Raw genomic sequence first — 24788 nt, 5'->3', positions numbered from 1 at the left:
TCGCCTTGCCAGCCGAGCAGAACCCCGTCGTGCGGACGCCGGCGGGTGCCGTCCGCGGCGTCCGTGACGCCTTCGGAGAGCGCTACCGCGCCATCCCGTACGCCCGGGCACCGGCCGGCGCCGGCCGCTTCGGCGCGCCGGTGCCGCATCCGGGGTGGTCCGGCGTCCGCGACGGGACCGGCCCGGGACCGACCGCGCCCCAGCCGGCCCGGGACTTCGGCCGCCTCGACATGACCCCGTACTTCGGGCCCGGCTGGGTTCGCGGCGCGGACCACCTCACCGTCGACGTCCGGACGCCCGCGGCCGGTCGCGGGCACCGTCCGGTCATGGTCTTCGTGCACGGCGGCGGGTTCGTCACCGGCTCCGCCCGCGCCGCGCTCTACGACGGCCGGGCCTTCACCCGCGACGGCGTCGTCATCGTGACGGTCCAATACCGGCTCGGCGTCCCCGGATTCCTGTCGCTCGAAGGCGCCCCGGACAACCGCGGCCTGCTCGACGTGCTCCTGGCGCTGCGCTGGGTCCGGGAAACCATCGCCGCGTTCGGCGGCGACCCCGGCAACGTCACGGTGTTCGGCCAATCCGCCGGGGCCACGCTCATCGGCGGCCTCCTCGCCACGCCCCGGGCGAAGGGCCTGTTCCGGCGCGCGATCATGCAGAGCGGCAGCGGCACCGGCGCGTTCACGCCCGGGCAAGCCCAGCGGGTCACCGCCGCGGCGGCCGCCGCGCTCGGCACCGCACCGACGGCCGAAGGCTTCGCCGGCGTCCCGGACGAGCGCTTCCTCGAGGTCCTGCCCGCACTGTCCGGTCTGGACCTGCGGACGGACACCGCTACGGACCCCCTCGCCGGCCTGAGCCCGTTCAGCCTCGTCCTGCCCACCCAGCCTGCCGACTCGCTCACCTCGGGGCCGGCGGGCCAAGTCGACCTCCTGATCGGCACCAACACCGAAGAAGGGAACCTCTACCTCGTGCCCCAGGGGAAGCTGGACAGCTCCACCGAGGCCGACGTGCTCGCCCTCGCCGCCGCCACCGGAGCCACCGTCACGGCATCGGGTGCGACGCCCCCGGGACAACTGCGGTCGAAGCTGCTAGGGAGCGCCTTGTTCGGCACCGGGACCGCGCGCATGGCCGACGCCCACGCGCGCCTCACGCCGGGTCGCACTCACGTCTACTCGTTCGGCCACCGCTCCATCGCCTTCGACGGGCAGCTCGGTGCCGCGCACACCGTCGAGCTGCCGTTCGTCTTCGACGTCGCCGACGAGCCGTGGCTGCACGGCGAAACCGGCCTGCTCGGCCCCACCCCGGCACCCGAAGGCCTCGCGCGGCGCGTGCACCGCGCCTGGGTCGGATTCGCGGCCACCGGGAACCCCGGCTGGCCGGCGCACACGCCGGCCGAACCGGTGACGCACCTGATCACCTAGGTACTCACCGGTTTTGACCAGCCCGAACGTCGGAGAGGGTCGAAGGGGCGCACGCAGGCCCAATCAGGGCCGCGTGCGCCCCTTCGGCGCGCGCCCTGGGACGGTGACGCGTCAGCGGGATCGGTGGAGCTCTGGCCGGGTGTCAACGGTTCGGCTCGACGGTCACCGGTTCAGACCAATTTCGCCTTCGCTGGATCGAGCAAGTTCCCCCAGCCCTACCGAACCCAGTCGATCACCGGTGATCCTGCCTGAGGGTTCCGCTCTGCGGGACCGCACTCGACCGAGGGGTGGGGTCATGAAACTCGCCGCCGCTTTCCTGCTCTTCCTGACGATGGTCCTCACCGGCTCACCAGCCGAAGCCGGCCAGACATCGCTCAAAGCCGCCGACCCCAGCGTCCTGCGGGTCGGCTCCACCTACGTCTCCGTGCAGTCGACTGGCGGTGGCATCGCCGTCCGGCAAGCGTCCTCGCCCGACGCCCTCGCCGGCGCCGCCGCCCGGCAGATCTGGGCGGACACCCGCGGGCGCGGGGAGGTCTGGGCGCCGGAGATCGTCACCGACGGGGGCCGGTTCTACGTCTACTTCACCGCCGGGACCGGGGCCGCGCACCGGATGTACGTCATCAGCTCGACCGTCGCCGACAGCGGGTACTCCGCCGAGACCCAGCTCGCGCTGCCCGACGGCAAGTGGGCCATCGACGGCACCCTCTTCACCTTCAACGGCCAGCGCTGGTTCGTCTGGTCCGGGTGGGCCGGGGACACCAACGTCGAGCAGAACCTCTACATCGCCCGGATGAGCAGCCCCACCACCCCGACCGGCGCGCGGTACATCATCTCGCAGCCACGGGAAAGCTGGGAGCGAGTCGTCGGCAACCCGTACATCAACGAAGCGCCCGAAGCCATCAAGGACCCCAACGGCCAGTTGCACATCGTCTACTCGGCCAACGGCAGCTGGAGCGACCAGTACTGCATCGCCGAACTCCGCCTGCGCGCCGGCGGGGATCCGACCTACGTGTGGGACTGGTACAAGTCGAACGGATGCCTCTTCGGCTCGAACCGCGCCACGATGATGGCCGGCTGGGACCCGACGCTGTACGTGAACGGCCCCGGTCACAACACCTTCGTCCTGCTGAACGGTGACATCGCGACCAGCCCGCCCGCAGGCCCGAGGTTCCCCCTGATGTTCCACGCCGTCCCGAAGGGAACGCCGTACTCCTGGGCGAACCGCTCCTGGTACACGGGCACGTTCTGCTGGTGGGGGTCGACGACGTACAGCCGCGCGAACGTCCCCGGAGCGAACACCGAAACCGGGTTCAGCATCAAGTTCTTCGAATGAGGAGCGGCGGGCCGAGGCAAGACCCGCCAGCTCGCCGGCTCGGCCGAAGACCCTGGCATCCTCGACAGCTCGACGCTGTTGGCGATGCCCGAGGAGCGGATGCGGGACCGGACTCGTGCTGGCCGGTCTCTGCAGTTCGTACACCCGCTATACCGGGATCGGCTTTCTCGGCAGAGGCGATCACCCGGCTGCGCGAAAAGAACGCGCGCGGTGCGAACCTGGTCGTGGGGAGGCGCGTGATCTCGCCCGCCTCGCCACGCCCCATACGACCTCGTGCTCGTGAAATTCGGTGTGCCAGTAGTTCCCCGATGTCGGTTACCTCGCCGAGGTGCTGACCGCGGCGGCCGGGGTACTCGCGCCGGGACGAGCAGCTCCGGCCGTCCGGACGCGCTGCGGGTGGCCCAGCTGCGGGCGTCGGTCGCCCTGCTCGGCCGGCCTGAATCAGTGCTCGACGCCGGCGCACCAGACGCGGCTGATCGCGCGGGTGGCGCGGATGTCGGCAACCGGGTCGCCGTCGAGCAGGACCAGGTCCGCGCGCAGTCCCGGCCGGATCGCGCCGCGGTCGGTCAGCCCGAAGTGCTTCGCCGGCAGCACGGTCGCGGCACGCAGCACTTCCACTGTGGACAGTCCGGCGGCGACGAGCAGCTCGAGCTCGTCGTGCAGGCTCGCGCCGTGCGCGACGGAAAAAGGAACTCCCGGCGCGGCGTTCGCGTCGGTTCCGGCCAGGACGGCCACCCCCGCGCGGTGGAGCCGGGTCACCGACGTCACCGCGCCCGCGTAGAGCTGCGGCCGGCCGGTCGCCGTCGAAATGCCCTGCATCATCGTCAGCGTCGGCACGACGACCTTCGCCCGCGCGAGGTCCCCGTCCGCGATCGGTGGCCCGAGCGGCGCGTGCGTGACGACGTCCACGCCCGCGTCCAGCGCCATCGTGTACGCCCCGGTGGTCGCGGCGTGCGCGACGACCAGCAGCCCGGCCGCGTGCGCGGCTTCGGTGAGGGCGCGGGCCACCGGCAGTTCGGGGCCGCCGCCCCCGGGTGCTTCGAGCACGACCTTGAGGTAGTCCGAGCCCGCCGCGGCGCGGGCGGCGACGAAGCCTGCCGCCTGCGCGGGATCGGTGACGACCGCTTCGGCGGGCATGCCGGGCATGCGGGCGTGCATCCCGCCCGGCCCGATCGCGGGCACGCCGGCGCTGCGGATGTCGGTGAGCCCCGGCTGGTTCCGCAGGCCGGCCAGCAGTTCGGCCGACGTCGTCGCCATGTCCAGGGCCGTGGTGACGCCGTACCGGGTGAACTGTTCGAGGTTCTCCCGGCCGTGCAGGTGGACGTGGGCATCGATCAGGCCGGGGAGCAGGACTTGCCCGGTTCCGTCGAGCACCGGGCCACCGGTGGCTTCGCCGGACAGGCGGCCGTCCTCGACGAAGACGGTCCGCGGTTCCGTGAGCCCGGCGCCGTCGAAGACCCGGACGTTCGTGATGGCCGTCATCGCCCCACCCTCTGATAAGGAACGGTATCGTTCACTAAAGACCGTACACGAGAGGAGGGTCCGATGGCCGAGACCCGGCGCCGGGGCGACGCGCTGGTCCGCGCGATCCTCGAGGCGACGCTGGCAGAACTGGCCGAAGCCTCGTTCGAGGAACTGACCTTCGAGAAGGTCGCGGCCCGCGCGCGGACCGGCAAGGCGGCGCTCTACCGGCGGTGGGCGACGCCCGAGGACCTCGTGCTGGCCGCGCTCACCGACCCGGACGCGGGCTTCGGGGAGCCCCGGCCACCGCAAACCGGAACCCTGCGCGGCGACCTCTTGGCGCTGCTCGGCGGGCTGGCCCGGGTGCTCGACGAACCGCTCGGCCGGGCCCTGCGCCCGCTGATCACGCAACGGGCGCGCCACCCGCAGCTGTTCGCCCGGATCCGTGCCCTGGTGCTGCGCCCCCGCCAGGAGCTGATCCTCGGCCTGCTGGCCGACGCCGCCGAGCGCGGAGAGGCACGCCCCGCCGCGGCCACCGCCCGGATCGCCGCGGTGGGCCCGCGCCTGGTCCTCGTCGAACACGTGGAAGCGGGGACGGTCACCGCCGCAGAAGTGACAGCGATCGTCGACGAGGTCCTGTTGCCGCTGGTGACGCCCCCGGCCGAGAAGCCCGCCCGGGCGGCGGTGGCCCCTGCCCCGTGAAGGGGACGCCATCCGTCACGGCAGCGCCGCCACGACGTCGTCGAGGAGCCCGGCCAGCTCGGCGGGCCGGGCCAGGAACGGCGAGTGGCTGCCGGGCAGGTGCCGGACGATGTCCGTCAGCCCTTCCGCGACGGCGCGCTTGACGATCGGTTCGGGCATCGCCCGGTCGTCGTCGCAGACGATCAGCGCGGACGGGGTGTCCCGCCACGCCTCGCGCGTCAGCTCCTCGGTGAACGCCTTCGCGCTCTGGGGCCGCAGGTGCGCCACCGCTTCCCGCGCCCGGTCCGCGGGGACGTCGTGGTAGAGCGCCGTGAGCGGATCGGCGCCGGGCACGAACTCCGTCTCCGGCGGGAACCACGGGCCGCCCAAGGGGGAGACCAGGGATTCACCCGCCTTCAGCACGTGCGCCGCGAGGTAGACGAGCGCCCGGACATTCGGCGCCGCGGCTTCGGTGGCGGGGACGCCACCGTAGGAGTGCGCGACCAGGGTCACCGGACCGTCGATCGCGGCAAGGTGCGCCTCGACAGCGCGGGCATCGGCGTACATCCCGGCGGCCGGGTCGCCGGCCGTGCTCGGCAGGTCCACAGCGGACACGTTCCACCCCCGGCCGGCCAGCTCGGGTACCAGCGGCTGCCAGCACCAGGGTCCGTGCCAGGCACCGTGCACGAGCACCAGGTTCTTCATTTCGTCCTCTTTCCCGCGGCGAACAGCGACCAGGCGGTGGGTCCGTGCCCCCAGGGCGACCCCGTCATGATCGGCACTGTTCCACAGCAGCACCCCGGCCGGCGGTGACGTACACGCACTGCGTCACCCGACGCACGCGGGCCGGTTCACCGTCCTCCGTGAACCGCTGATCGAGCGCAACCCCGCCCGCTACGTCGGATTACCCCCGCGGACGTCGACCGCACGCCGTCGTCTGGACACCTTGTCGCCCTCCTCGGGCTGTGCCGCGGCGAAGTCATGGGGCTGCGATGGAACGATTCGATGGTCTATTGGGGTGAACTGGTTTGGTCTTGCCGGGGGAAAGTCTGGGGTCGGTGCCAGGCTGCGTCGTGGCGTATCTGCCACACGATTGATCTGGGAGGGATCATGGCGGTAACGGGTTTGCGGCGCGTGTTCGGCGCGGCAGCATTGGCGTGTGTGACGGTGCTGGCCTCGACCGTGATGGCGCCGGCCGCGCACGCGGCCGGCAAAGCGTGGGGGCCGATCTACGCGAAGACCGACGGCACGTCTGCCGCCTCCGCGTACGGTGACTTCGCCAACAACGGTGGTGTCTACGCGACGGTCGGTGCCAACTGGACGGACTTGAAGCACACCGATGGCTGGGACGTCTACGTCGAGGTGCAGTTCACCTTCTGGAAGCAGGGCCGGTGGCAAAACGCCTCCACTGTGCAGTCCAAGCGCACATACGACACGGCCAGTGGCCCGTTGTCAGCCAGGTTGCGCTCGGACGCGACGGCGGCCCGCGCCGTCATCAAGGTCTGCCTCGACAGGTCCGCTCGGCCCGACGTCTGCTCGCCCACGTCGATCGTGTCGTTCAACTACTGACGAACTACGTGCTGGACATCGATCTGGCCGACCGCGGTGTCACCTATTCCGGCTGGCCACCGCGGTCGCCGGATCCCGGCTGGACGACCGCCGCGCGCAGCAGCCACTGCAGTGGGGTCGCGCGGCTGGGTCCACAATGGATTTCTGGACAGTATGGCGATCGGTCGCAACCGGTACGCACCGGCTCTGACCAGCCCAAACGCCCGAAGTGGCCGGAGGGGTGTCGTACGGCCCACATCGGGCTGCACGACACCCCTCGGCACACCTTTCGAAGGCGGACGCGTCAGCTGGACCGGTTGGCCCACCAGGTCTGGCCGGCTTCGGGGAGGGTGGAGATCGGGTCGTAGTACGGGTACCGGCGCTGCAACGCCTCCGGGTCTTCCAGCTCGATCCCGGTCCGGTAGTTCTTGGTCCAGTACGAGATCCCCAGCTCACGGTCGTATTCGGCGAGCTGGTGCACCCACCGCTTCCCGACATACGGCACGTCGCACACGATCCGCGGCGTCGCGTACCCCGGCAGGTACCCCATGATCGAGTGCTGCAGCTCCTGGGCTTCCCACACCGCGACCCGCCAGTGCTCGGCGTTCGGGATCATGTCGCACATGTAGAAGTAGTACGGCAGGATGTTCGCTTCCCCTTGCAGGGCAAAGCAAAGGTCCAGCAGCGCCGCCGGGGTCGCGTTGACGCCGCGCATCAGGACGCCCTGGTTGCGCACGTCGCGGACGCCGACGTTCAGGGCCGTCTGGGCTGCCTCCGCCACCAGCGGGGTCACCGACTGGGCGTGGTTGACGTGCGTGTGGATCGCCAGGTTCACCCCGCGGCGCTGGGCCGTCACCGCGACGCGCTCCAGGCCCTCGACCACCTTCGGCTGGATCCAGTGCTGGGGGAGGGCCGCCAGTGCCTTCGTCGCCAGGCGGATGTCGCGGACGGTGTCGATGTCCATCAGGCGCATCAGGAACGACTCCAGCTGCGGCCACGGCACGTTGGCGACGTCGCCGCCGGAGACGACCACGTCGCGCACGCCCGGGGTCTTCTTCAGGTAGGCGATCATCGCGTCCTGGCGGTCGACCGGCTTGAGGGTCAGCTTGTGCTTTTCGACCGTCTCCGTCGAATTGCCGACCAGGTCCATGCGGGTGCAGTGGCCGCAGTACTGGGGGCAGGTCGAGATCATCTCGGCCAGCACCTTCGTCGGGTAGCGGTGGGTCAGGCCCTCCACGACCCACATCTCGGCCTCGTGCAGGGAGTCGCGTTCGGCGTGCGGGTGGCTCGTCCAGACCGGGTCGCGGTCGCTGCGCACCGGGAGCATGTACCGGCGGATCGGGTCGGCGTAGAACGCCTCGGTCACCTTCGCCGGGTCGGTACCGGCCGTGGGGGCCATCGTGTTGATCATCTGCGGGGGCAGCAGCATCGACATCGTCGCCAGCTCGCGCTGGTCGGCGACCAGGTCGTCGTAGAAGCGTTCCTCCAGCAGGTCGCCCATCAGCGCGCGCAGCTGCTTGACGTTGCGGATGCAGTGCACCCGCTGCCACTGCGCGTCACGCCACTCGGCCTCGGTCACGTCGTGCCAGCCGGGGAAGCGGCGCCAGTCGGGTTCCACCAGCTCGGCGCGGGCGTACTCGTAGGGCTGGTCGAAGGCGGCGGCAGGCGTCACAGGTTCCTGGATCGCAGTCACTTGTACTCCTAGTCGTCGGGAACACGTTAAAATATCCTGTCATAACGTTCTCACGGAGTAAATCTTCCTGCCTGCTGGCCTGCCTTCCCCCACGTGGACCAAGGGCGGCAGACTCAGCGGCGTGACGGACGAACACACGACGCTCCTGCTCGGTGGGCGCATCTACACCCCCGCTGGTCCCGACGCCACGGCGATGGCGGTCACCGGCGGCACCGTGGTCTGGGTGGGGCAGGACGCCCCGGCTCGCGCCCTCCACGAAAACGCCGAGATCGTCGACCTCCAAGGCGCCTTCGTCGCTCCCGCGTTCGTCGACGCGCACGTCCACGCCACCGCCACCGGCCTGCACCTGACCGGCCTGGACCTCACCGGCGTCCGCGACCGCGCGACGCTGCTGGCCCGCGTGCGCGACGCCGCCGTACCCGGGCAGGTCCTGCTCGCCCACGGCTGGGACGAGACCACCTGGACCGACCCGCGCCTGCCCAGCCGCGCCGAGCTCGACGACGCCGCCGCCGGCGCGCCCGTCTACCTCAGCCGCGTCGACGTCCACTCCGCGCTGGTCTCCACCGCTCTGGTCGAGCTGGCCCCGGCCGCCCGCGGCGCCGACGGCTGGTCGCCCGACGGACCGCTGACTCGCGCCGCCCACCACGCCGTCCGCGCGGCCGTGCGGGCCGCGATCACCCCGCAGCAGCGCGAACGCGCCCAGCGCGCGTTCCTCGCCGAGGCCGCGAAGCAGGGCATCGTCAGCGTCCACGAATGCGCCGGGCCTGACATCTCCGGCCGCGACGACCTCGCCGCCCTGCTCGCCCTCGCCGGACCGGGCACGCCCGAGGTCGTCGGCTACTGGGGTGAGCTCGGCGCCGTCGAAACCGCCCGCGAACTCGGCGCCCGCGGCCTGGCCGGCGACCTGTTCGTCGACGGCGCCCTCGGCTCCCACACCGCCGCGCTGAGCGAGCCCTACGCCGACCACGCGAGCACGGGAACGCTCTACCTCGACGCCCACCGCATCGCCGGCCACCTCGCCACCTGCACCGAAGCCGGGCTGCAGGCCGGCTTCCACGTCATCGGCGACGCCGCGGCCGCCGAGGTCGTGGAAGGCTTCCGGCTGGCCGAAAAGGAGGTCGGGCAGCGCGCGCTGGCCGCCCGCCACCACCGGCTGGAGCACCTGGAGATGGTCACCGCCGAGCAGGCGAAACAGCTGGCCGGCTGGGGGGTGGTCGCCTCGGCGCAGCCGCTGTTCGACGCACTGTGGGGCGGCTCGGAAGGCATGTACGCCGAACGCCTCGGCCCCGGCCGCGCCGCCGGGCTCAACCCGTTCTCGGCCCTGGCCGCCGAAGGCGTCGTGCTGGCCTTCGGCTCCGACGCGCCGGTGACGCCCCTGGACCCGTGGGCGAGCGTCCGCGCGGCGGCCTACCACCGCACGCCGGGCGCGGGCCTGTCGCCGCGAGCCGCGTTCACAGCCCACACCCGGGCCGGGTACCGCGCGGCGGGCGTCAACGACGGCGTCACCGGCAGCCTCGTGCCGGGCGCTCCGGCGCACTACGCGATCTGGGACGCCACCGACCTGGTCGTGGCGACTCCGGACAGCCGCGTGCAGCGCTGGTCGACCGACCCGCGGGCCGGCGTCCCGCCGCTGCCGAGGCTCGAACCGGACGCCGCCCTCCCGCACTGCCTGCGCACGGTCCGCGCGGGTGCAGTCCTCCACGACGTCATCTCCTAGAGTTGTCAGGCGTGGCAGTCACCGTCGCGGACCCCGAGCCGGGCGCCCCGCACCCATCCGCCCGCACGCGGCGGTTCCCCCCTGCCTGGCTGCTGCGCACGGTCGCCGCGCTGGGGTCGGGCTTCGCCTACTACCTGAGCTTCGCGCCGCGCCCGCTGTGGTGGCTCGCGCCGCTGGCCTTCGCCGGGTTCGCCCTCGTGCTGCGGGGACGCCGGTTCCGGGGCGGCTTCGGCTACGGCTTCGCGTTCGGGTTCACGTTCTTCCTGCCGCTGCTGACCTGGCTGCTGGACTTCCTGGGCCCCGACTTCGGCCCGTGGCCGTGGCTGGGCCTGTCGTTCGCGCTGGCGCTCTACCACGGCCTGGCGGGCGGATTGATCACGCTGGTGTCCCGGCTCCCGGCTGCGCCGCTGTGGGCGGCGCTGGTGTTCGTCGCGCTGGAGACGCCCCGCGCGTGGTTCCCGTTCGGCGGGTTCCCGTGGGGCCGGGTCGCGTTCAGCCAGCCCGAAGGCGCGTTCCTGCCGCTCGCCTCGATCGGCGGCGCCCCGCTGGTCGGCCTCGCCGTCGTCGCCACCGGCTTCGGCCTGGCCGCGCTCGCCGCCCGGCTGGGGAAGGTCCGCAAGGTCACCCGGCCGGTGGTCTTCGCCGCCGCCGGCACGCTGCTGCCCCTCGTCGCCGGCCTCGTGCTGTGGCCGGCGATCGGCACCGGCGCCCAGGACGGCGAGCGCACTGTCGCCACCGTCCAGGGCAACGCCCCCGACATCGGCCTCGCGCTGCAGGGACAGCGGACGGTGCTGCGCGACAACACCATCGCCGAGAGCCGGCGCCTGCTGGCCGGCATCCGGGCCGGGAAAGTGCCCCAGCCGGACCTGCTCGTGTGGCCGGAGAGCGCCACCACCGTCACCGGCCCGGACCCGCAGGTCGACCAGCTCGTGGCGAACTTCGGCGTCCCGGCGCTGATCGGGGCGATCTACCGGCTCCCGGACGGGCACCTGCAGAACTCCGTCCTCGCCTGGGACCCGCGCACCGGGCCCGGCGCGCGCTACGCCAAGCAGCAGCTGGTGCCCTTCGGCGAGTACGTCCCGGCCCGCAAGGTCGCCGAGCTCGTCACGCCGTTCCTCGACTCCGAGACCGTGGACATGGTCCCCGGCGACGGGGCGAACCAGACCATGACCGCCGGCGGCACGAAGGTCGGCGTGTTCATCTGCTACGAAACCGCGTTCGACTACCCGGCCCGCGACGCGGTGCGCGACGGCGCCGAACTGCTCGTCGTCCCGACGAACAACGCCTGGTACGGCAAGAGCGAGATGAGCTACCAGCAGCTGGCGATGTCCCGGCTGCGGGCGGTCGAGCACGGCCGCGCGGTCGTGGTGTCGGCGGTCTCCGGGGTGAGCGCGATCGTCGCCCCCGACGGGACGGTGACCAGCTCAACGGGCCTTTTCACGGCGGATTCCCTGGTCGGGCGCGTGCCGCTGCGGACGCAGACTACGCTGTCGGATCGACTAGGTGCGTGGACGGAGTACGGGCTGCTGGCTCTGGCGATCGCCGGGGTGGCCGGTGGGCTCGTACTCCGTTTTCGCACCCGGCGCACCAGCGCCGGCACGGCAGGGGAAGCGGCGGACTGACCGCCGCGGATATCGGAGGAGCACGGATGTCGCAGGCGCCGCGGGGGGCCCGGGGAATCGAGCCGGTGCTGGTGGTGATCCCGACGTACAACGAGCGGGAGAACCTCGGCCCGATCCTGGATCGCCTGCACAAGGTACTCCCGGACGTGCACGTGCTCGTGGTGGACGACGGCAGCCCCGACGGCACCGGCGAGCTCGCCGACGAGCGCGCGGCGGCCAACGACCACGTCCACGTGCTGCACCGCACCGAGAAGGCCGGCCTGGGCGCGGCCTACATCGCCGGCTTCCGCTGGGGCCTGGCGCGGGAGTACAACACGATCGTCGAGATGGACGCCGACGGCTCGCACGCCCCGGAGGACCTGCCGCGGCTGCTGGACGCGGTCGGCGACGCCGACCTGGCGATCGGCTCCCGGTACGTGCCGGGCGGCGCGGTGGTGAACTGGCCGGTCAACCGCCAGATCCTCTCCCGCGGCGCCAACATCTACTCGCAGATCGCGCTGGGCATGCGCACCCGCGACATCACCGCGGGCTTCCGCGCCTACCGCCGTCCGGTGCTGGAGAAGCTGGCCCTGGACGAGGTCAACTCGCACGGCTACTGCTTCCAGATCGACCTGACGATCCGCACGGCCGACGCCGGCTTCGAGATCGTCGAGGTCCCGATCACCTTCACCGAGCGCGAGATCGGCGAGTCGAAGATGAGCGGCTCGATCATCCGCGAGGCGTTCCTGCGGGTGGCCAAGTGGGGCGCCGAGCGCCGCTGGCACCAGCTGCGCAAGCTCGTCAAGCGCGCCTGAGGCCGGTCGTTCACGCCGTTTTCCCCCGTTGTCGGCCATCATGGGGCCGATGACGACCATCGTGGCCTTCCACGCCCACGCCGACGACCCGGTCCTGCTCAGCGGCGGCACCCTGGCCAGGGCCGCGGCCGACGGGCACCGGGTGGTGGTCGTGGTGGCCACCGACGGCATGGCCGCCGAGCACCCGACGCCGCGCTGGGCGGAGCTGGAGGCCGCGGCGGCGATCCTCGGCGTCCGGCGTGTCGTGCACCTGGGGTACGCCGACAGCGGCCACGGTCCCGTGCTGTACGCGGACCCGCCGGGACGGCAGCGGTTCGCCCGCGCGGACACCGAGGAAGCCGCGCACCGGCTGGCGGCCCTGCTGCACGAGGAGCGCGCCGACCTGCTGCTCGGCTACGACGGCAACGGCGGCTACGGGCACCGCGACCACGTCAAGGTGCACGAAGTCGCCCGCCGCGCGGCCCGGCTGACCGGGACACGGCTGCTGGAGGCCACGCTGCCCCGTGACTTCGCGCTGCGGTTCGTGCGGGTGGTCCGGGCGCTGCGGATCCCGTTCGACTACGACGTCGAAGCGCTCAGCCGCGCCTACAGTCCGGCTTCGGCCGTCACCCACCGGTTCGACGTGCGGCGCTTCGCCGGGCGCAAGCAGGCGGCGCTGGCCGCGCACGTGTCCGACGTGCGCGGCACCGGGCGGCTGTCGGCGGTGCTGCGGCTGCTGGTGTGGCTGCCCGCGCCGTTGTTCGGGCTGGTGGCGGGCCACGAGTGGTTCGCCGAGGTCACGCCCGCAGGATCGTCACGCCCTGGTCTGCAAGTTCCTGCACGTTCTGGTCGTCGGCGTCGGTGATCACGCCGGCGACGTCGGCGAAGGGCAGCACGGTGAACCGGGAGGCCGTGCCGAGCTTTTCGGCGCTGGCCAGCACGTAGGTGTCGGCCGCGCGCCGGGCCAGCGCGCGTTTCATCGCGGCTTCGTCGGCGTCGCCGGTGGTCAGGCCGGCTTCGGGGTGGACGCCGGTGACGCCGAGCAGGAAGACGTCGGCGCTGATCGCCTGGGCGGCCTCGGCCGCGGCGGCGCCGCAGGTGACGGCGGAGTGCCGGAACAGCCGCCCGCCGAGCAGGAACACTTCGACGCCGGGGTGGTCGAGCAGGGCGACCGCGACGGTCGGGCTGTGGGTGACGACGGTGGCCTTGAGGTCGCGGGGGAGCGCTTTCGCGACGGCCAGGGTGGTGGTGCCGCCGTCGAGGATGACCGTGGCGCCGGGCCGGACCAGCCCGGCCGCGACCGCGGCGACCCGGTCCTTGCCGTCGACGGCGATGGCCGTCCGGCTCGCGTAGTCGGCCACCGCGGGGGAGAGGGGCAGCGCGCCGCCGTAGACGCGCTGGCAGAGCCCGGCGGCGGCCAGGTCGCGCAGATCCCGGCGGATGCTGTCCTCGGAGACACCCAGCTCGGCCGCGACGTCCTTCGCCAGCACCTTGCCGTCGGCGGCGAGCCGGGCGAGCAGCAGATCACGACGTTCCCCGACCAGCATGCACGATCCTCCTTGTTTCTTCCGAGTCGTGCACATTATGGTCGCGTCATGACCTCTTCGACAAGCCTGTCCCGCAACCCGAGGGTCCGGGTCACCGACGTGGAACTGCTGTCGTCGGCCTGGTACGTGCTGCGCCGCACGACGTTCGACTACCAGCACGCCGACGGCCGCTGGACGACCGAGCAGCGCGAGACCTACGACCGCGGCAACGGCGCGACGGTGCTGCTCTACGACACGGGCGGCGGCACGGTCCTGCTGACCCGCCAGTTCCGCTACCCGGTCTACGTCAACGACCACCCGGACGGCATGTTCGTCGAGACGGCCGCCGGTCTGCTCGACGCCGACGACCCGGAAACCGCGATCCGCCGCGAAGCCGAGGAGGAAACCGGCGTCCGCATCGGCGAGCTGCAGCACGTGTTCGACGTCTACACCAGCCCGGGCTCGGTCACCGAGCGCCTGCACTGCTACGCGGCACCCTACGACCCCGCCGACCGCGGCACCGGCGGCGGGCTGGCGGAGGAAGGCGAGGACATCGAGGTCCTGGAGCTCCCGTTCCCCAAGGCCCTGGACATGATCGGCACCGGCGAGATCGCCGACGCGAAGACGATCATGCTCCTGCAGTGGGCGGCCCTGCACGGCCCCTTCCGCACCCCCTGACCCGCACCCGGAGGGTCGACTCGCGTACCGGGGGAGTCGGCTCGAACACGCAGAGGCCGGGCGGGTGTCCGACCGCCTGGGTACGCGAGCCGACTGTCTGGGGACGTGAGATGGCCCCTGGGCAGGCGAAAGGCCCCCGCGGGGGGAGGTCGCGGGGGCCTTTCGGTTGTGGTGGGAGCTTGGCTACTGGGCCGAGTTCCAGAAGGTCATGCCGACCGGGAGGTCCGGCGGCCCTTCAGCTCGGCGAGACGTTCGTTGAGCAGGTCCTCGAGCTCGGGGATCGTGCGCCGCTCGAGCAGCATGTCCCAGTGGGTGCGCGGCGGCTTGACCTTCTTCTGCTCGGGCTGCCCGCCATCCACGATCTCCGATTCGCTGCCGTGCAGGCGGCATTCCCAGACCGTCGGGATCTCGGCGTCGTCGGAGAACGGCACCTCGAACTCGTGGTTCTTCGGGCAGGCGTAGCGCACGGTGCGGCGTGGGGCGAGGTCGTGGTTGCGGTCGGTCTCGTAGCTGACCGCTCCCAGCCGGCTTCCACGAAGAACACGGTCGGCCATGATGGGGGTCCTTTCAGTCAGCTCCGGGGTGGAGCCAGGGTGTTGCTCACCCTATGCAACGACCCGGGGTCCGGGAGGATTCCCGAAGCACCATGTCGTTGCTCACGATGAGCTGCGTCACCCGCCTGCATCAGCTTCTCCTAGTAGGAGGCGTTTCGCGCTCCGGCGTGACGTCAATACGGCCTTCTTAGTGCTGATATCCCCCAGATGGGCTACTAGGGTATCGCTCAGGTCAACCGTAACTGACCGTGATGAGCGGTAACCGCCCCCAAGTCACCCGATCGAAAGTGGCGGCGACACAATACCTGATAACGCACAGTAGCGAATTCGGCCTCAAAACGTGCTGAAGCTGAAGTTTCAACTACGGATTGTTCGGTATCTGCCACCACGACGGTGTCACCCTCGCGCACGACCTCGCCGTCGACCACCCGCGCGTTGAACCGCCCGGGCAGCCCGCACCAGCACAGCACCTCGACCTGAACCGGCTGCAACTCGTCCGCCAGTTCGAACAGACGAGCGGCCCCCGGGAACAACCGGCTCCGGAAGTCCGTCGCGATCCCGAAGCAGTAGACGTCGATCTCGACCTCGTCGGCCAGCTCCGCCAGCTGGTCGACCTGCCCGGGGGAGAGGAACTGCGCCTCGTCCACCACCACGTAGTCCACGTGCTGCCCCCGCGCCCACTCCTGCCGCACCAGGTCACGCACATCGGTGTCCTCGCCGACCTCCACCGCCTGCCGGGTCAGCCCGATCCGGCTGGAGATCTGCGGCGCACCCGACCGGTCGTGCCGGACCAGCACCAGGCCCCGCCGGCCCTGCCGCGCGTGATTGTGGTCGATCTGCAGCGCCAAGGTCGACTTCCCGCAGTCCATCGGCCCGTAGCAGAACTTCAGCCTGCCCACCGGCGGCGTCCCGCGACGCGAACCGGCCGCGGGAACCGACGACAGCGCGTCCGTGGGATCAGGGCCGGCGGGTGGGTCGTTGAGCAAGGTCACGACGCCCGACCCTATCGGTGGCCCGCCGCCCGGCCCGGACAGCCCGGTACAACGGACCGCCGGCCGTCACAGCACCTCCGGCGGCCGGTTGCCCGCCGCCACGATCGCCCGCCGCACCGGCACCAGCGCCACCAGCACCAGCCCCGCCGCGAAGAAGACCACCAGCGCCACGATGGCCAGCCGGAACGACCCCGTCACCTGCCCCACCCCGGCGAACACCAGCGGCCCCAGCCACGACGTCCCCCGCTCGCCCACGACGTAGAGCGAGTAGTACTGCGCATCCTTGCCCGCCGGGATCATCTGGCTGAACAACGACCGCGACAACGCGTTCGTCCCGCCCAGCACCAGCCCGATCCCCACCGCCACCGCCAAGAACTGCACCAGCTGCTTCGGCTGCACGAAGTACGCCCCCGCCAGCACCACCACCCACAGCACCAGGCTGCCCAGGATCGTCCGCTTCGCCCCGATCCGCCGCGCCACCAGCCCGTGCAGCGTGCCACCCAGGTACGCCACGAACTGGATCACCAGGATCGTGACGATCAGCACCTCGTTGCCGAACCCCAGCCCGTCCTTGCCGTACTGCGCCGACACCGTCACCACCGTGTTGATCCCGTCGGTGAAGACCAGGTAGCTGCCCAGGAACGCCAGCGTCAACGGATACGCCCTCGCCGAAACCAGCGTCTGCCGCAACTCCGCGAACCCCGCACGCAGCACCGACCGCCCCGCCACGACCTCGACCGGCGTGTGACGGCGGGGGAGCGCCCGCACCGCCGGCACCGTGAACGCCGCCCACCACAACCCCGAGGTCAGGAAGCAGATCTGCACCGCCAAACCCTTGCTCACCCCGAACGCGTCGTGCCCGAGGTAGAACCCCAGCTGCAACGCCAGCGCCAGCCCGCCACCCAGATAACCGAACGCCCAGCCCTTCGCCGAGATGTCGTCCCGCTCGTCCGGCCCGCCGATGTCGACCAGGAACGAGTAGTAGACGACCAGCGAACCCCCGTAACCGATGTTCGCCACCACGAACAGCACCACACCCAGCTGCCAGTCCGACCCGGCCAGGAAGAACATCGCCGCCGCCGCGGCCGCCCCCAGGAACGCGAACCCGCCCAGGATCCGCCGCTTGTTGTGGCTGCGGTCGGCCACCGCACCCGCGATCGGCAGCACCAGCACCTGCACGACCGTCGCCAGCGACAACAGGTAACCCCACACCGAACCCGCCGGGAAGTGCAGCCCGAACAACGACACGTCACAGTGCTGCAGCGTGTCCGCCGCACCCGCCGCGTTCACGCACGGACGATCCCCGTTAAGGGTGAAGTTCGTCTTCGCGTCCTCCGCCGCGATCGAGCTCATCGACAGCGCCCCGAACACCGTCGTCGTCGACGAATAGAACGGCGAATTCGCCCAGTCGTAGAAATACCAGCCCCAGCGCTCCCGCTTGCTCGAACGCGTCCCGGCCAGCGTCATCCACGGCTCCTTCGTCTCGAAAACGTCCAGGTCAGCGCGGAGACTACGGCCCGGCGCCGACCCCGGTCACCGCACCGTGCAAACCGTGTCCGGTTTGTCGCCTCGTGATCATCCGGCACCCCCGCGCGACGCCCGACCCCGCGCATCGCAGACCGAAGTGAACGGTGTTACACGTGAGCCTGCCGGGCGCACTGCGTCTGTTGTGGCCATCGGGACACGCTCTTACTGTGCTCCCATGATCCAGAACCGCCGGCGCACCGTCCTGAGACTCCTGCTCCTCGCGCTCGCCGTCACGGGTCTGCCCCTCACCACCCCCGGCCTCGCCGCCGCCGACCCCGCGTCCACCGCCTGGGCCAAGCTCCGCATGTGCGAGTCGAGCAACCGCTACACCACCAACACCGGCAACGGCTACTACGGCGCCTACCAGTTCAACCTGCCCACCTGGCGCAGCGTCGGCGGCCAAGGCCGCCCCGACCAGGCCACCCCCGCCGAACAGGACTACCGCGCCCTCTACCTCTACCGCATGCGCGGCTGGCAACCCTGGCAGTGCGCCGGCTCGCTCAAACTCACCGGCGACGCCGACGCCCGCAGCAAACGCGTCCCCACCTACGCCGAAGCCGCCTACATCGGCGGCGGCCTCCCCGCACCACCCCCGGGCCCCGGCGGCCCCCGCCCCGCCTGGCCCGGCGTCGTCTACGACTACGGCGACTGCGCCGCCCCGCTCAAGACCTTCCAGCTCCGCATGAACGCCTACGGCTACGGCTTCAGCGGCACCGGCTGCTACTACGAAAAGACCCGCACCGCCGTCCTCGCCCTCCAGCGCGCCAACGGCATCAAGGACAGCGGCCTGCTCGGCCCCAAGACCTGGGACGCCGCCTGGACCGGCAAACCACCCCGCTGACCCCCTCGTGAGTGGTAAGGCGCGTTCTAACGCGCCTTACCACTCACGACTCCTGGGACCGCTGCCACGCACCCCGCTCGATCAGCACCTCACGCAACAGGTCCGGCCGGTCCGTCACGATCCCGTGCACCCCCAGATCCAGCAGCATCCGCATCTCCGCCGGATCGTCGATCGTCCACGTGTGCACCTCGATCCCAGACCGCCCCGCCATCGACACGAACGCCTTGTCCACCACCCGCAACGCCCCCTGCCGCACCGGCACCTGCGCCATCGCCCCCAGCACCAGCCGCCCCAACGGCAACAACGGCAGCTTCCCCCGCGCCCACAACGCCAGCGCCGACCGCGGCCCCATCGCCGTCACCAGCCGCGGCCCCGCCAGCTTCCGCAACCGCACCAGCCGCGCATCCGAAAACGCCGCCCCCGCCACCCGGTCGAACGCCCCCGTCCGCTCCAGCACCCCCACGAACGGCTCCACCGCCCGATCCGCCTTCACATCGACGTTGAACCGCGCGTCCGGCAGCTCCTCCAGCACGTCCTCCAACCGCGACAGCGGCGCCTTCCCACCCACCTTGACGTGCTTCAGCTGCGCCCACGTCTGCGCCGAAATCAACCCCGACCCATCCGTCGTCCGGTCCAGGCTCGCATCGTGGTGCACCACCACCACACCGTCTGCCGTCGCGTGCACATCCGTCTCCAGGTACCGGTACCCCTCCGCACACGCCCGCTTGAACGCCGGCAGCGAATTCTCCAAACCCTCGAGGTCACCGAGGTGCCACCCCCGGTGCGCGAACGCACGGGGGACCGGATCGGCCAAGTACGGAAACGACGCCTGCATCCCCCAAGTGTGCCCTTCCGCCATGACCCCGGTATGAGCAACCGGTGGCCAGCTAGGGTCTCCCGGGTGAGGGAAGCCGCCGAACTGACCCAGCCGACCACAATCGAACTCGCCCCGGCCCGCCGAGGCGCCCCCAAGCACTGCGGCTGGTGCGGACGACGCCTCCCCGAAGGCGGCAACGTCGGCCGCCGACGCCGCTACTGCGGCCAGTCCTGCCGCCAGCGCGCCTACGAACGCCGCACCGCACTGCAACGCAGCGGCCTGCCCGAAGACGCCGTCGTCCTCTCCGACACCGAAATCGCCGCCCTCCAGGACCGCCTCTTCCAGCTGCGCTGCGCCGCCGAAGACATCGTGACCGCAGCCGACGACGGCGCCGACCCCCGCGAACTGCGCGGCCTCGCCGAAGAAATCGCCCGCGCGGCCAAGGACCTCGAACAACTCCGCTGACACCCGCGCGTCGACCGCCCAATCACGCGTGTCGACCGCCCAATCACGCGTGTCGACCGCCCAATCACGCGTGTCGACCGCCCAATCACGCGAGTCGACCGCCCAATCACGCGAGTCGACCGCTCACGCACACGTGCCGACCCTCAACCCAGCCCGTCCAACGCCCGGTACGTCCGGTTGCTCGCCGCCGCCGCCCGCTGCTCCCGGCCCGTCGCCTCGATGTAGTTCTGGCTCGTCGCCAAGCTCGCGTGCCCCAGCAACGCCATGATCTCCGACGCCGTCGCCCCGTCCTCCGCCAGCCGCGTCGCGAACGTGTGCCGCAACGCGTGCAGATTCGCCCCCGCCGGCACCCGGTCGTGCAACCCCGCACCCCGGTAACACGACTTCACCAAGTACTCCAGCGCACCCCGCCCGATCGGCTCACCCGCCCGATCCAGCAGCAACGGCGAACCAGGGGAGAACCGCACGTTCGGGAACCGCACCCGGCACGACTCCCGGTACCGCCCGATCAGCTCCGCCAGCACCGGCTGCACCGGAATCGACCGGTCCCGGCTGCCCTTCCCCTTCACGTGCAACCGCAGCTCACCCGCGCGCCCCACCAGCGACCGCGACGTCAACGCCCGCATCTCCGCCGCCCGCAACCCCGCCACCAGCCCCAGCGCGATCACCAGCACGTCCCGCTCCGGCCACGGATCCCGCGCGCGCCGCGAACCCGCGGCCGCCGCCGACAGCAGCTGCTCCGGGGTTTCCTCGCCCCGCAACGGTTTCGGCGTCAACGCCGGCGTCCGCGGCCGCGCCACCGCACCCATCGGATTGCCGGACAGCAGCCCGTCGGCCACGCAGAACGTCAGGAACTGGTTCCACGTCGACCACGCCCGCAGCACCGAGCTCTTCGCGTGCCCGTCCGCGAACACCCCGAACGCCGACCGCAGCGCCGATCCGGTCAGATCGGCGACCTCCAGCTCCTCGGCCGGCCGCCCGAGCTCCGAAACCAGGAGAGTGGTGATCCCGGCGAGGTCCCGGCGGTAGGCGTCGGTGGTGTGCGGGGAGTCCTTGCGGGGACGGCGGGCGGCGAAGAAGGCTTGCTGGGCCTCGGAAACCTTCATGTGGATCTTGTACCGCACACCACCGACAGTTTCCGTGGCCGGGTCGTCACCCGGCGTTTCATGCATAATTGCCATTATGCATGAAACGCCGGGATAACCGGGGAGCCACTCCCTGGGGGATCCGGAATCCATCGAGGGCCGTTTCGACCCTCCTCGGAACGGCACGGCGGGGCATGCGCACATATGTTCGACGAAGCCGCAGGTCGGGGCAGCGAGCCTTCAGGGGGACGCCTGAGGTGGCCCATAGGGCTCGCTGTCAACGGACGCTCATACGCCAGTTCGAGGTCCTGGAACCTTCCTCAGTTTCGTCACCGTGACGTTTTACGGTCGAGTGGCGAGACGTCGAACCTGCAGCCTTTAGGGGATCCTGCACGTCCCTCCGGAGGCCGCTCCAACGACGAGCCCTCGGCAGCCCGACCGGAAACCGTCACAGGAGCCATCCTGGCGAAGTGAACACGCTCTCGTGCAACAGCGTGAGCCCCGGGTTCTTCCGCCCCTCTCGGCACTCGCTGCAGCAGGTCGCCAAGTGCCGATAATGTACATTATGTCAAGTAACGTCAGTGCCAGTCGCTGATCATCACGTCCCGCGGTGCCGGGGCACCTTCCCCGGTCTCCACGAGCTGCTTCAGGCTCATCAGGTAGATGGCCCACTTGGTGCTGCAGTGGTGCATGAACTCGCCCGCCTCGCGCCAGCCTTCGTGTTTGAAGAGGACGATCGTGTGGTCGTCGCGCTGGTCGATGTCCCAGCGGATCGTCGTGCCGATCCACTCGGGCGGCCCGTCGACGACCTCCCAGCGAACGAGCCGGCCGGGGTCGAGTTCGATGACCTTCATGTCGAAGCCGCCCGGGATGAAGCGGAACGCGATGACGCCGCCGAGGCCGGTCTCCCCCTCGGTTTTCTCGGTCCACCAGCCGGCCAGGCCGTCGATCGTGGTGAGTGCTGTGTAGACCTTGTCGGGGGTGGCGTTCCGGATGCCGATGCGGTGCAGGATATCCATTACTGCTTTTTCCTTTCGAGGGTTTCGGCGATGCGCTTGATGCGGCGGAGCCGGGCGTCCCAGGTGTTGCCGACTTCGGCAAGCTGGGCGACGGCGCGGGCGAGCTGGTCTTCGTCGACGTGGAACTGCTTTTCGCGGCCTTCGGGCCGGGCGTGGACGAGGCCGGCGCGGTCGAGGACGGCGAGGTGCTTGGCGACGGCCTGGCGGGTGACCGGGAGGTGTTCGCTGAGGCTGGTGGCGGTCCCCCGGCCTTCGCTGAGGAGGAGGTCGAGCATGCGGCGGCGGGTGGGGTCGCCGATGGCGGACCAGAGGTCGTCGTCGACGGTGGTGGTCACCGGGCGGCTCCCACCTCGGCGGCGCGGGCGGGCAGGCGGGGCAGGAAGTGGTCCCAGCCGCTGACGTGGTCGGCGTATTCGGCGGCGATCTTGGCTTCGTCCCAGCCGCGTTCGCGGAAGCCGGTTTCGGTCATCCGGAGGCGGGTGCCGGTGGCGGTGGGTTCGAGTTGGAAGACGACGAGGAAGGAGTTGCCGGGGGTGGCGGTCTCCCCTTCGGCGTGGGTCCAGCGGAAGGAGAAGAGTTTCGGGGGGATGGCGTCGACGACGGTGAACCCGACCCAGGAGCCGCCGAAGCCGATGCGTCCCGCTCCCCCGGGTTCGACGGGGTATTCGGCTTCGTCGGGCCACCAGGCGCGGACGTGTTCGGGGTTGCTGACGACGTCGAAGACGGTGTCGGGGTGGGCGTCGATGTGGATTTCGCGTTCGATGGTGCCGTGGTCCATGCGGGCTCCTCGTGCAACGTTCGGTTGCGTGTCACGTTAGCTCGGCGGGCGCCGATGTGCAACCTTCAGTTGCGCGTAGGTCTTTCTGGACCCAGGCGACGTCGTGCCAGGCGCCGTGCTTCCAGCCGACGCGGTGGTAGACGCCCGCGGGCTCGAACCCCAGTGCGCGGTGCAGTCCGGCGCTGGCGTCGTTGGGCAGGGTCATGCCGGCGAAGGCGCGGCAGAGCCCGCGTTCGCGCAGGCGGTGCAGCAGGGTTTCGTAGAGGGCGCGCCCGGCGCCGGTACGGCGGCGGCCTTGTTCGAGGTAGATGCTGGTCTCGCAGGACCAGCGGTAGGCGGCGCGGGCGGCGAAGGGGTTGGCGTAGGCGTAGCCGGCGATGTGGCCGTGGTCTTCGAGGACGAACCAGGCGTGGGCGCGCGTGATGCGGCTAGCGATTTCGCCGGCGTCGGGCGGTTCGGTCTCGAAGGAGATGGCGGTGTCGGTGACGTAGGGCGCGTAGATGGCGGCACAGGCGGCGGCATCTTGCGGGGTGGCGGATCGAATCATGGCTCATATGGTAGCCGTAATGGCTCGTATAGTATTCACAGTTATGACTGATCCCCTGACTGCCCGCCTGGCCGCCACCGTGCACGCGGCTCGGACGTCCCAGGGCCTTTCGGCCGCGGCGCTGGCCGAGGTGTCGGGGGTGTCGCGGGCGATGATCGGCAAGATCGAGCGGGGTGACGTCCAGCCGACGGCGGCGTTGCTGGCGAAGCTGTCGGCGGCGCTGGGCCTGACGTTGTCGGAGCTGATCGCCCGGGCCGAGGGTGACGAGCGGCGGCTGGTGCGGGCGGCGGAGCAGCCGGTGTGGGTGGACCCGGACACCGGCTACCGGCGACGGTCGGTCTCCCCCGCGGCCGGCCGGCCGCTGGAGCTGGTGGAGGTCGAGCTGCCGCCGGGGGTGGAGGTGCCGCTGGTGTCGGGGACGTATGCGTTCCTGCACCAGCAGATCTGGGTGCTGGCGGGGCACCTGCGCTTCCACGAGGGCGCACAGGTGCACGAGCTGGCCGCGGGCGACTGCCTGCAGCTGGGCCCGGCGGCGGACTGCGTGTTCGCCAACCCGGGCTCGGTCCCCTGCCGGTATCTGGTGGCGCTGGTCAAGCGCGCAGGTTGAGGGCGGCGATCGAGGAGTCGAGCCAGGCGGCGAGAAACCGGTCGGGCGTGAGGTCGCCGGGGGTGTGTCCGATGAGGACGTCGAGGATCGGGTAGTACGTCAGGGCGGCGACGAGGACCGCGGCGGTGGCTTCGGGGTCGCGGACCGCGGCTCTCCCCTGGTCGCGCAGGGTGGTGATCCACTCGGCGCCGCGGCGGTAGACGGTGGCCACGACGCCCTGCCACATCTGCTCGAACAGTGCGGGGAAGCCGGTGAATTCGCGGATCATCAGGCGGATGAGGTCGCGGTCGGCGGCCATGAATGCCCAGACGACGTCGGCGAGGACGCGCAGCGCTTCGCGGGGGTCCTCCGGTAGCTGGGCGTCGGCGGTGTCGGCGGTGCGGGTGGTCAGTCGCCCGAGGTTGTCGTGCACCGCGGCCTCCAGGACCGCGGCTTTGGACGGGAAGTGCTTGTAGAGGGCGCCGCTTCCGGGGTGCAGGCCGCAGGCGGTCTGGATGTCGGCGACGGAAGTGGCGTCGTAGCCGCGGGTGGCGAAGAGGTGGACGGCTTCGTCGAGGATGCGACGGCGGGTGACGCCGGGGGTTGTCCGAGCCATAGTGAGAAACTACTCTCTTTCTATGGTGGATGTGACGGTGGAAGCGACCGTGTCGTGCACTCCGGAGGCTTTCCTGGCTCTGGTCATGGACCCGCGACGGTACGCGGAGGTCGATCGCAAGCTGGGGCGGATCGACTGGGTCCGCTCCGCCGGGAAGGTCACCGAGTTCCGGTTCCGCTCCCGGCTGCCCGGGCTCGGGCCGGGTCCGAAGATCGTCTCCCGGATGACGCTGACGCCGGGTCGTCGGGTCGACGTGCGGTTGCCCGACCGGCCGGAAAACCGCCTGGCGCGGCGGTTGTGCTCGTTCGAGGCATCTTTCGAGTGCGCGCCGGCGGTGGACGGGATCCGGGTGCGGCGGCGGATTGCGTTCGGGTTCGCCGCTCCCCTGCGCCTGCTGGCCGAGCCCGTCCTGAAGCGGAACCTGCGAGCGGACGTCGAACAGGAGATTCGAGACGCGAAGCAGCTGCTGGAGCGTTGACTGAAGCAGTGAATCAGTGCTTCACTTCTTGCC

The 24788-nt window shown here is 71.0% G+C and carries 27 protein-coding genes; 13 read left to right on the top strand and 14 right to left on the bottom strand.

The annotated features are described in order from the left end of the window. The first annotated feature begins 5 nt into the window (after nucleotides 1-5). Together AB0M93_RS39700 and AB0M93_RS39695 are read left to right on the top strand one after the other, a co-directional pair. Nucleotides 6-1418 carry a carboxylesterase family protein gene (locus AB0M93_RS39700; RefSeq protein WP_364284334.1) on the top strand — a complete coding sequence of 471 codons (1413 nt, stop codon included), beginning with the start codon at nucleotides 6-8 and terminating at the stop codon, nucleotides 1416-1418. Nucleotides 1419-1713: 295 nt separating this feature from the next. Next, nucleotides 1714-2751 carry a glycoside hydrolase family 43 protein gene (locus AB0M93_RS39695; protein WP_364284331.1) on the top strand — a complete coding sequence of 346 codons (1038 nt, stop codon included), beginning with the start codon at nucleotides 1714-1716 and terminating at the stop codon, nucleotides 2749-2751. 441 nt (nucleotides 2752-3192) lie between these two features. On the opposite strand, the gene AB0M93_RS39690 is transcribed toward AB0M93_RS39695, so the two are convergent. Next, nucleotides 3193-4233 (bottom strand): amidohydrolase family protein, encoded by a 1041-nt coding sequence (locus AB0M93_RS39690; protein ID WP_364284328.1) that lies wholly within the window; start codon nucleotides 4231-4233, stop codon nucleotides 3193-3195. A gap of 63 nt (nucleotides 4234-4296) precedes the next feature. Here AB0M93_RS39690 and AB0M93_RS39685 point away from each other — a divergent pair, with 63 nt between their 5' ends. Continuing rightward, entirely contained in the window at nucleotides 4297-4914 is a 618-nt protein-coding gene (locus AB0M93_RS39685) for a TetR/AcrR family transcriptional regulator (RefSeq protein ID WP_364284325.1), read from the top strand. A gap of 15 nt (nucleotides 4915-4929) precedes the next feature. Here AB0M93_RS39685 and AB0M93_RS39680 read toward each other — a convergent pair whose 3' ends face one another. Beyond that, nucleotides 4930-5598 (bottom strand): alpha/beta hydrolase, encoded by a 669-nt coding sequence (locus AB0M93_RS39680; RefSeq protein WP_364284322.1) that lies wholly within the window; start codon nucleotides 5596-5598, stop codon nucleotides 4930-4932. 405 nt (nucleotides 5599-6003) lie between these two features. Here AB0M93_RS39680 and AB0M93_RS39675 point away from each other — a divergent pair, with 405 nt between their 5' ends. Continuing rightward, complete coding sequence (locus AB0M93_RS39675; protein WP_364284319.1) at nucleotides 6004-6462, top strand: hypothetical protein; 459 nt, start codon at nucleotides 6004-6006, stop codon at nucleotides 6460-6462. 283 nt (nucleotides 6463-6745) lie between these two features. Here the strand turns inward: AB0M93_RS39675 and AB0M93_RS39670 are convergent, their stop codons facing one another. Continuing rightward, nucleotides 6746-8134: a lysine 2,3-aminomutase gene (locus tag AB0M93_RS39670; protein ID WP_364284316.1), complete on the bottom strand. Its 1389-nt coding sequence runs from the start codon at nucleotides 8132-8134 to the stop codon at nucleotides 6746-6748. A gap of 121 nt (nucleotides 8135-8255) precedes the next feature. Here AB0M93_RS39670 and AB0M93_RS39665 point away from each other — a divergent pair, with 121 nt between their 5' ends. From AB0M93_RS39665 to AB0M93_RS39650, 4 genes are read left to right on the top strand one after another with little or no spacing between them, the layout of a single operon-like run. Continuing rightward, nucleotides 8256-9851, top strand: coding sequence for an amidohydrolase family protein (locus AB0M93_RS39665; RefSeq protein WP_364284314.1), 1596 nt, complete (start codon nucleotides 8256-8258; stop codon nucleotides 9849-9851). Between the two features lie 11 nt (nucleotides 9852-9862). Next, nucleotides 9863-11473: an apolipoprotein N-acyltransferase gene (lnt, locus tag AB0M93_RS39660; RefSeq protein WP_364284311.1), complete on the top strand. Its 1611-nt coding sequence runs from the start codon at nucleotides 9863-9865 to the stop codon at nucleotides 11471-11473. 26 nt (nucleotides 11474-11499) lie between these two features. Next, nucleotides 11500-12267 (top strand): polyprenol monophosphomannose synthase, encoded by a 768-nt coding sequence (locus tag AB0M93_RS39655; RefSeq protein ID WP_364284308.1) that lies wholly within the window; start codon nucleotides 11500-11502, stop codon nucleotides 12265-12267. A 49-nt stretch (nucleotides 12268-12316) separates the two neighbouring features. Then, complete coding sequence (locus tag AB0M93_RS39650; RefSeq protein WP_364284305.1) at nucleotides 12317-13111, top strand: PIG-L family deacetylase; 795 nt, start codon at nucleotides 12317-12319, stop codon at nucleotides 13109-13111. Here AB0M93_RS39650 and AB0M93_RS39645 read toward each other — a convergent pair. Continuing rightward, entirely contained in the window at nucleotides 13044-13793 is a 750-nt protein-coding gene (locus AB0M93_RS39645; protein WP_364284302.1) for a DeoR/GlpR family DNA-binding transcription regulator, read from the bottom strand. The two genes, AB0M93_RS39650 and AB0M93_RS39645, sit on opposite strands and share 68 nt — an antisense overlap. 48 nt (nucleotides 13794-13841) lie before the next feature. Between AB0M93_RS39645 and AB0M93_RS39640 the strand changes: the two genes are divergently transcribed. Further along, nucleotides 13842-14450 (top strand): NUDIX domain-containing protein, encoded by a 609-nt coding sequence (locus tag AB0M93_RS39640; RefSeq protein WP_364284299.1) that lies wholly within the window; start codon nucleotides 13842-13844, stop codon nucleotides 14448-14450. A gap of 206 nt (nucleotides 14451-14656) precedes the next feature. Here the strand turns inward: AB0M93_RS39640 and AB0M93_RS39635 are convergent, their stop codons facing one another. From AB0M93_RS39635 to AB0M93_RS39625, 3 genes are all read right to left on the bottom strand, one after another. Further along, entirely contained in the window at nucleotides 14657-15004 is a 348-nt protein-coding gene (locus AB0M93_RS39635; RefSeq protein WP_003081521.1) for an RNA polymerase-binding protein RbpA, read from the bottom strand. Between the two features lie 227 nt (nucleotides 15005-15231). Further along, complete coding sequence (locus AB0M93_RS39630) at nucleotides 15232-15996, bottom strand: thymidine kinase (protein ID WP_364284297.1); 765 nt, start codon at nucleotides 15994-15996, stop codon at nucleotides 15232-15234. 66 nt (nucleotides 15997-16062) lie between these two features. Then, nucleotides 16063-17463, bottom strand: a complete 1401-nt coding sequence (locus tag AB0M93_RS39625) for an MFS transporter (protein WP_364284294.1) — start codon at nucleotides 17461-17463, stop codon at nucleotides 16063-16065. Between the two features lie 235 nt (nucleotides 17464-17698). On the opposite strand from AB0M93_RS39625, the gene AB0M93_RS39620 reads away from it, so the two are divergent. After that, complete coding sequence (locus AB0M93_RS39620; protein WP_364284292.1) at nucleotides 17699-18364, top strand: transglycosylase family protein; 666 nt, start codon at nucleotides 17699-17701, stop codon at nucleotides 18362-18364. A gap of 43 nt (nucleotides 18365-18407) precedes the next feature. On the opposite strand, the gene AB0M93_RS39615 is transcribed toward AB0M93_RS39620, so the two are convergent. After that, entirely contained in the window at nucleotides 18408-19199 is a 792-nt protein-coding gene (locus AB0M93_RS39615) for a glycerophosphodiester phosphodiesterase (RefSeq protein WP_364284290.1), read from the bottom strand. 66 nt (nucleotides 19200-19265) lie between these two features. On the opposite strand from AB0M93_RS39615, the gene AB0M93_RS39610 reads away from it, so the two are divergent. Beyond that, entirely contained in the window at nucleotides 19266-19646 is a 381-nt protein-coding gene (locus AB0M93_RS39610) for a hypothetical protein (RefSeq protein ID WP_003081494.1), read from the top strand. Nucleotides 19647-19789: 143 nt separating this feature from the next. On the opposite strand, the gene AB0M93_RS39605 is transcribed toward AB0M93_RS39610, so the two are convergent. The 5 genes from AB0M93_RS39605 to AB0M93_RS39585 form a co-directional block, all read right to left on the bottom strand. Beyond that, complete coding sequence (locus AB0M93_RS39605; protein ID WP_364284381.1) at nucleotides 19790-20770, bottom strand: tyrosine-type recombinase/integrase; 981 nt, start codon at nucleotides 20768-20770, stop codon at nucleotides 19790-19792. 539 nt (nucleotides 20771-21309) lie between these two features. Then, the gene (locus AB0M93_RS39600; protein WP_364284287.1) at nucleotides 21310-21750 is read right to left on the bottom strand and encodes an SRPBCC domain-containing protein; all 441 of its coding nucleotides are present in this window, start codon (nucleotides 21748-21750) and stop codon (nucleotides 21310-21312) included. Continuing rightward, nucleotides 21750-22085 carry a metalloregulator ArsR/SmtB family transcription factor gene (locus AB0M93_RS39595; protein ID WP_364284285.1) on the bottom strand — a complete coding sequence of 112 codons (336 nt, stop codon included), beginning with the start codon at nucleotides 22083-22085 and terminating at the stop codon, nucleotides 21750-21752. Before AB0M93_RS39595 ends, AB0M93_RS39600 begins: the two co-directional genes overlap by 1 nt. Then, nucleotides 22082-22528 (bottom strand): SRPBCC domain-containing protein, encoded by a 447-nt coding sequence (locus AB0M93_RS39590; RefSeq protein WP_364284282.1) that lies wholly within the window; start codon nucleotides 22526-22528, stop codon nucleotides 22082-22084. The genes AB0M93_RS39595 and AB0M93_RS39590 overlap by 4 nt, the downstream gene beginning before the upstream one ends. 31 nt (nucleotides 22529-22559) lie before the next feature. Continuing rightward, nucleotides 22560-23075 (bottom strand): N-acetyltransferase family protein, encoded by a 516-nt coding sequence (locus AB0M93_RS39585; protein ID WP_364284279.1) that lies wholly within the window; start codon nucleotides 23073-23075, stop codon nucleotides 22560-22562. Between the two features lie 43 nt (nucleotides 23076-23118). Here AB0M93_RS39585 and AB0M93_RS39580 point away from each other — a divergent pair, with 43 nt between their 5' ends. Beyond that, nucleotides 23119-23682 (top strand): helix-turn-helix domain-containing protein, encoded by a 564-nt coding sequence (locus tag AB0M93_RS39580; protein WP_364284276.1) that lies wholly within the window; start codon nucleotides 23119-23121, stop codon nucleotides 23680-23682. Here AB0M93_RS39580 and AB0M93_RS39575 read toward each other — a convergent pair. Beyond that, nucleotides 23666-24277, bottom strand: a complete 612-nt coding sequence (locus AB0M93_RS39575; RefSeq protein WP_364284274.1) for a TetR/AcrR family transcriptional regulator — start codon at nucleotides 24275-24277, stop codon at nucleotides 23666-23668. The genes AB0M93_RS39580 and AB0M93_RS39575 overlap by 17 nt on opposite strands. A 22-nt stretch (nucleotides 24278-24299) precedes the next feature. Between AB0M93_RS39575 and AB0M93_RS39570 the strand changes: the two genes are divergently transcribed. Continuing rightward, nucleotides 24300-24755, top strand: coding sequence for an SRPBCC family protein (locus tag AB0M93_RS39570; protein ID WP_364284271.1), 456 nt, complete (start codon nucleotides 24300-24302; stop codon nucleotides 24753-24755). Nucleotides 24756-24788: the final 33 nt, after the last annotated feature.

Origin of the sequence: Amycolatopsis sp. NPDC051102, assembly GCF_040682815.1 — a bacterium.
Taxonomy (GTDB): Bacteria; Actinomycetota; Actinomycetes; order Mycobacteriales; family Pseudonocardiaceae; genus Amycolatopsis.
This window is presented reverse-complemented; position numbering and strand designations above follow the sequence as displayed.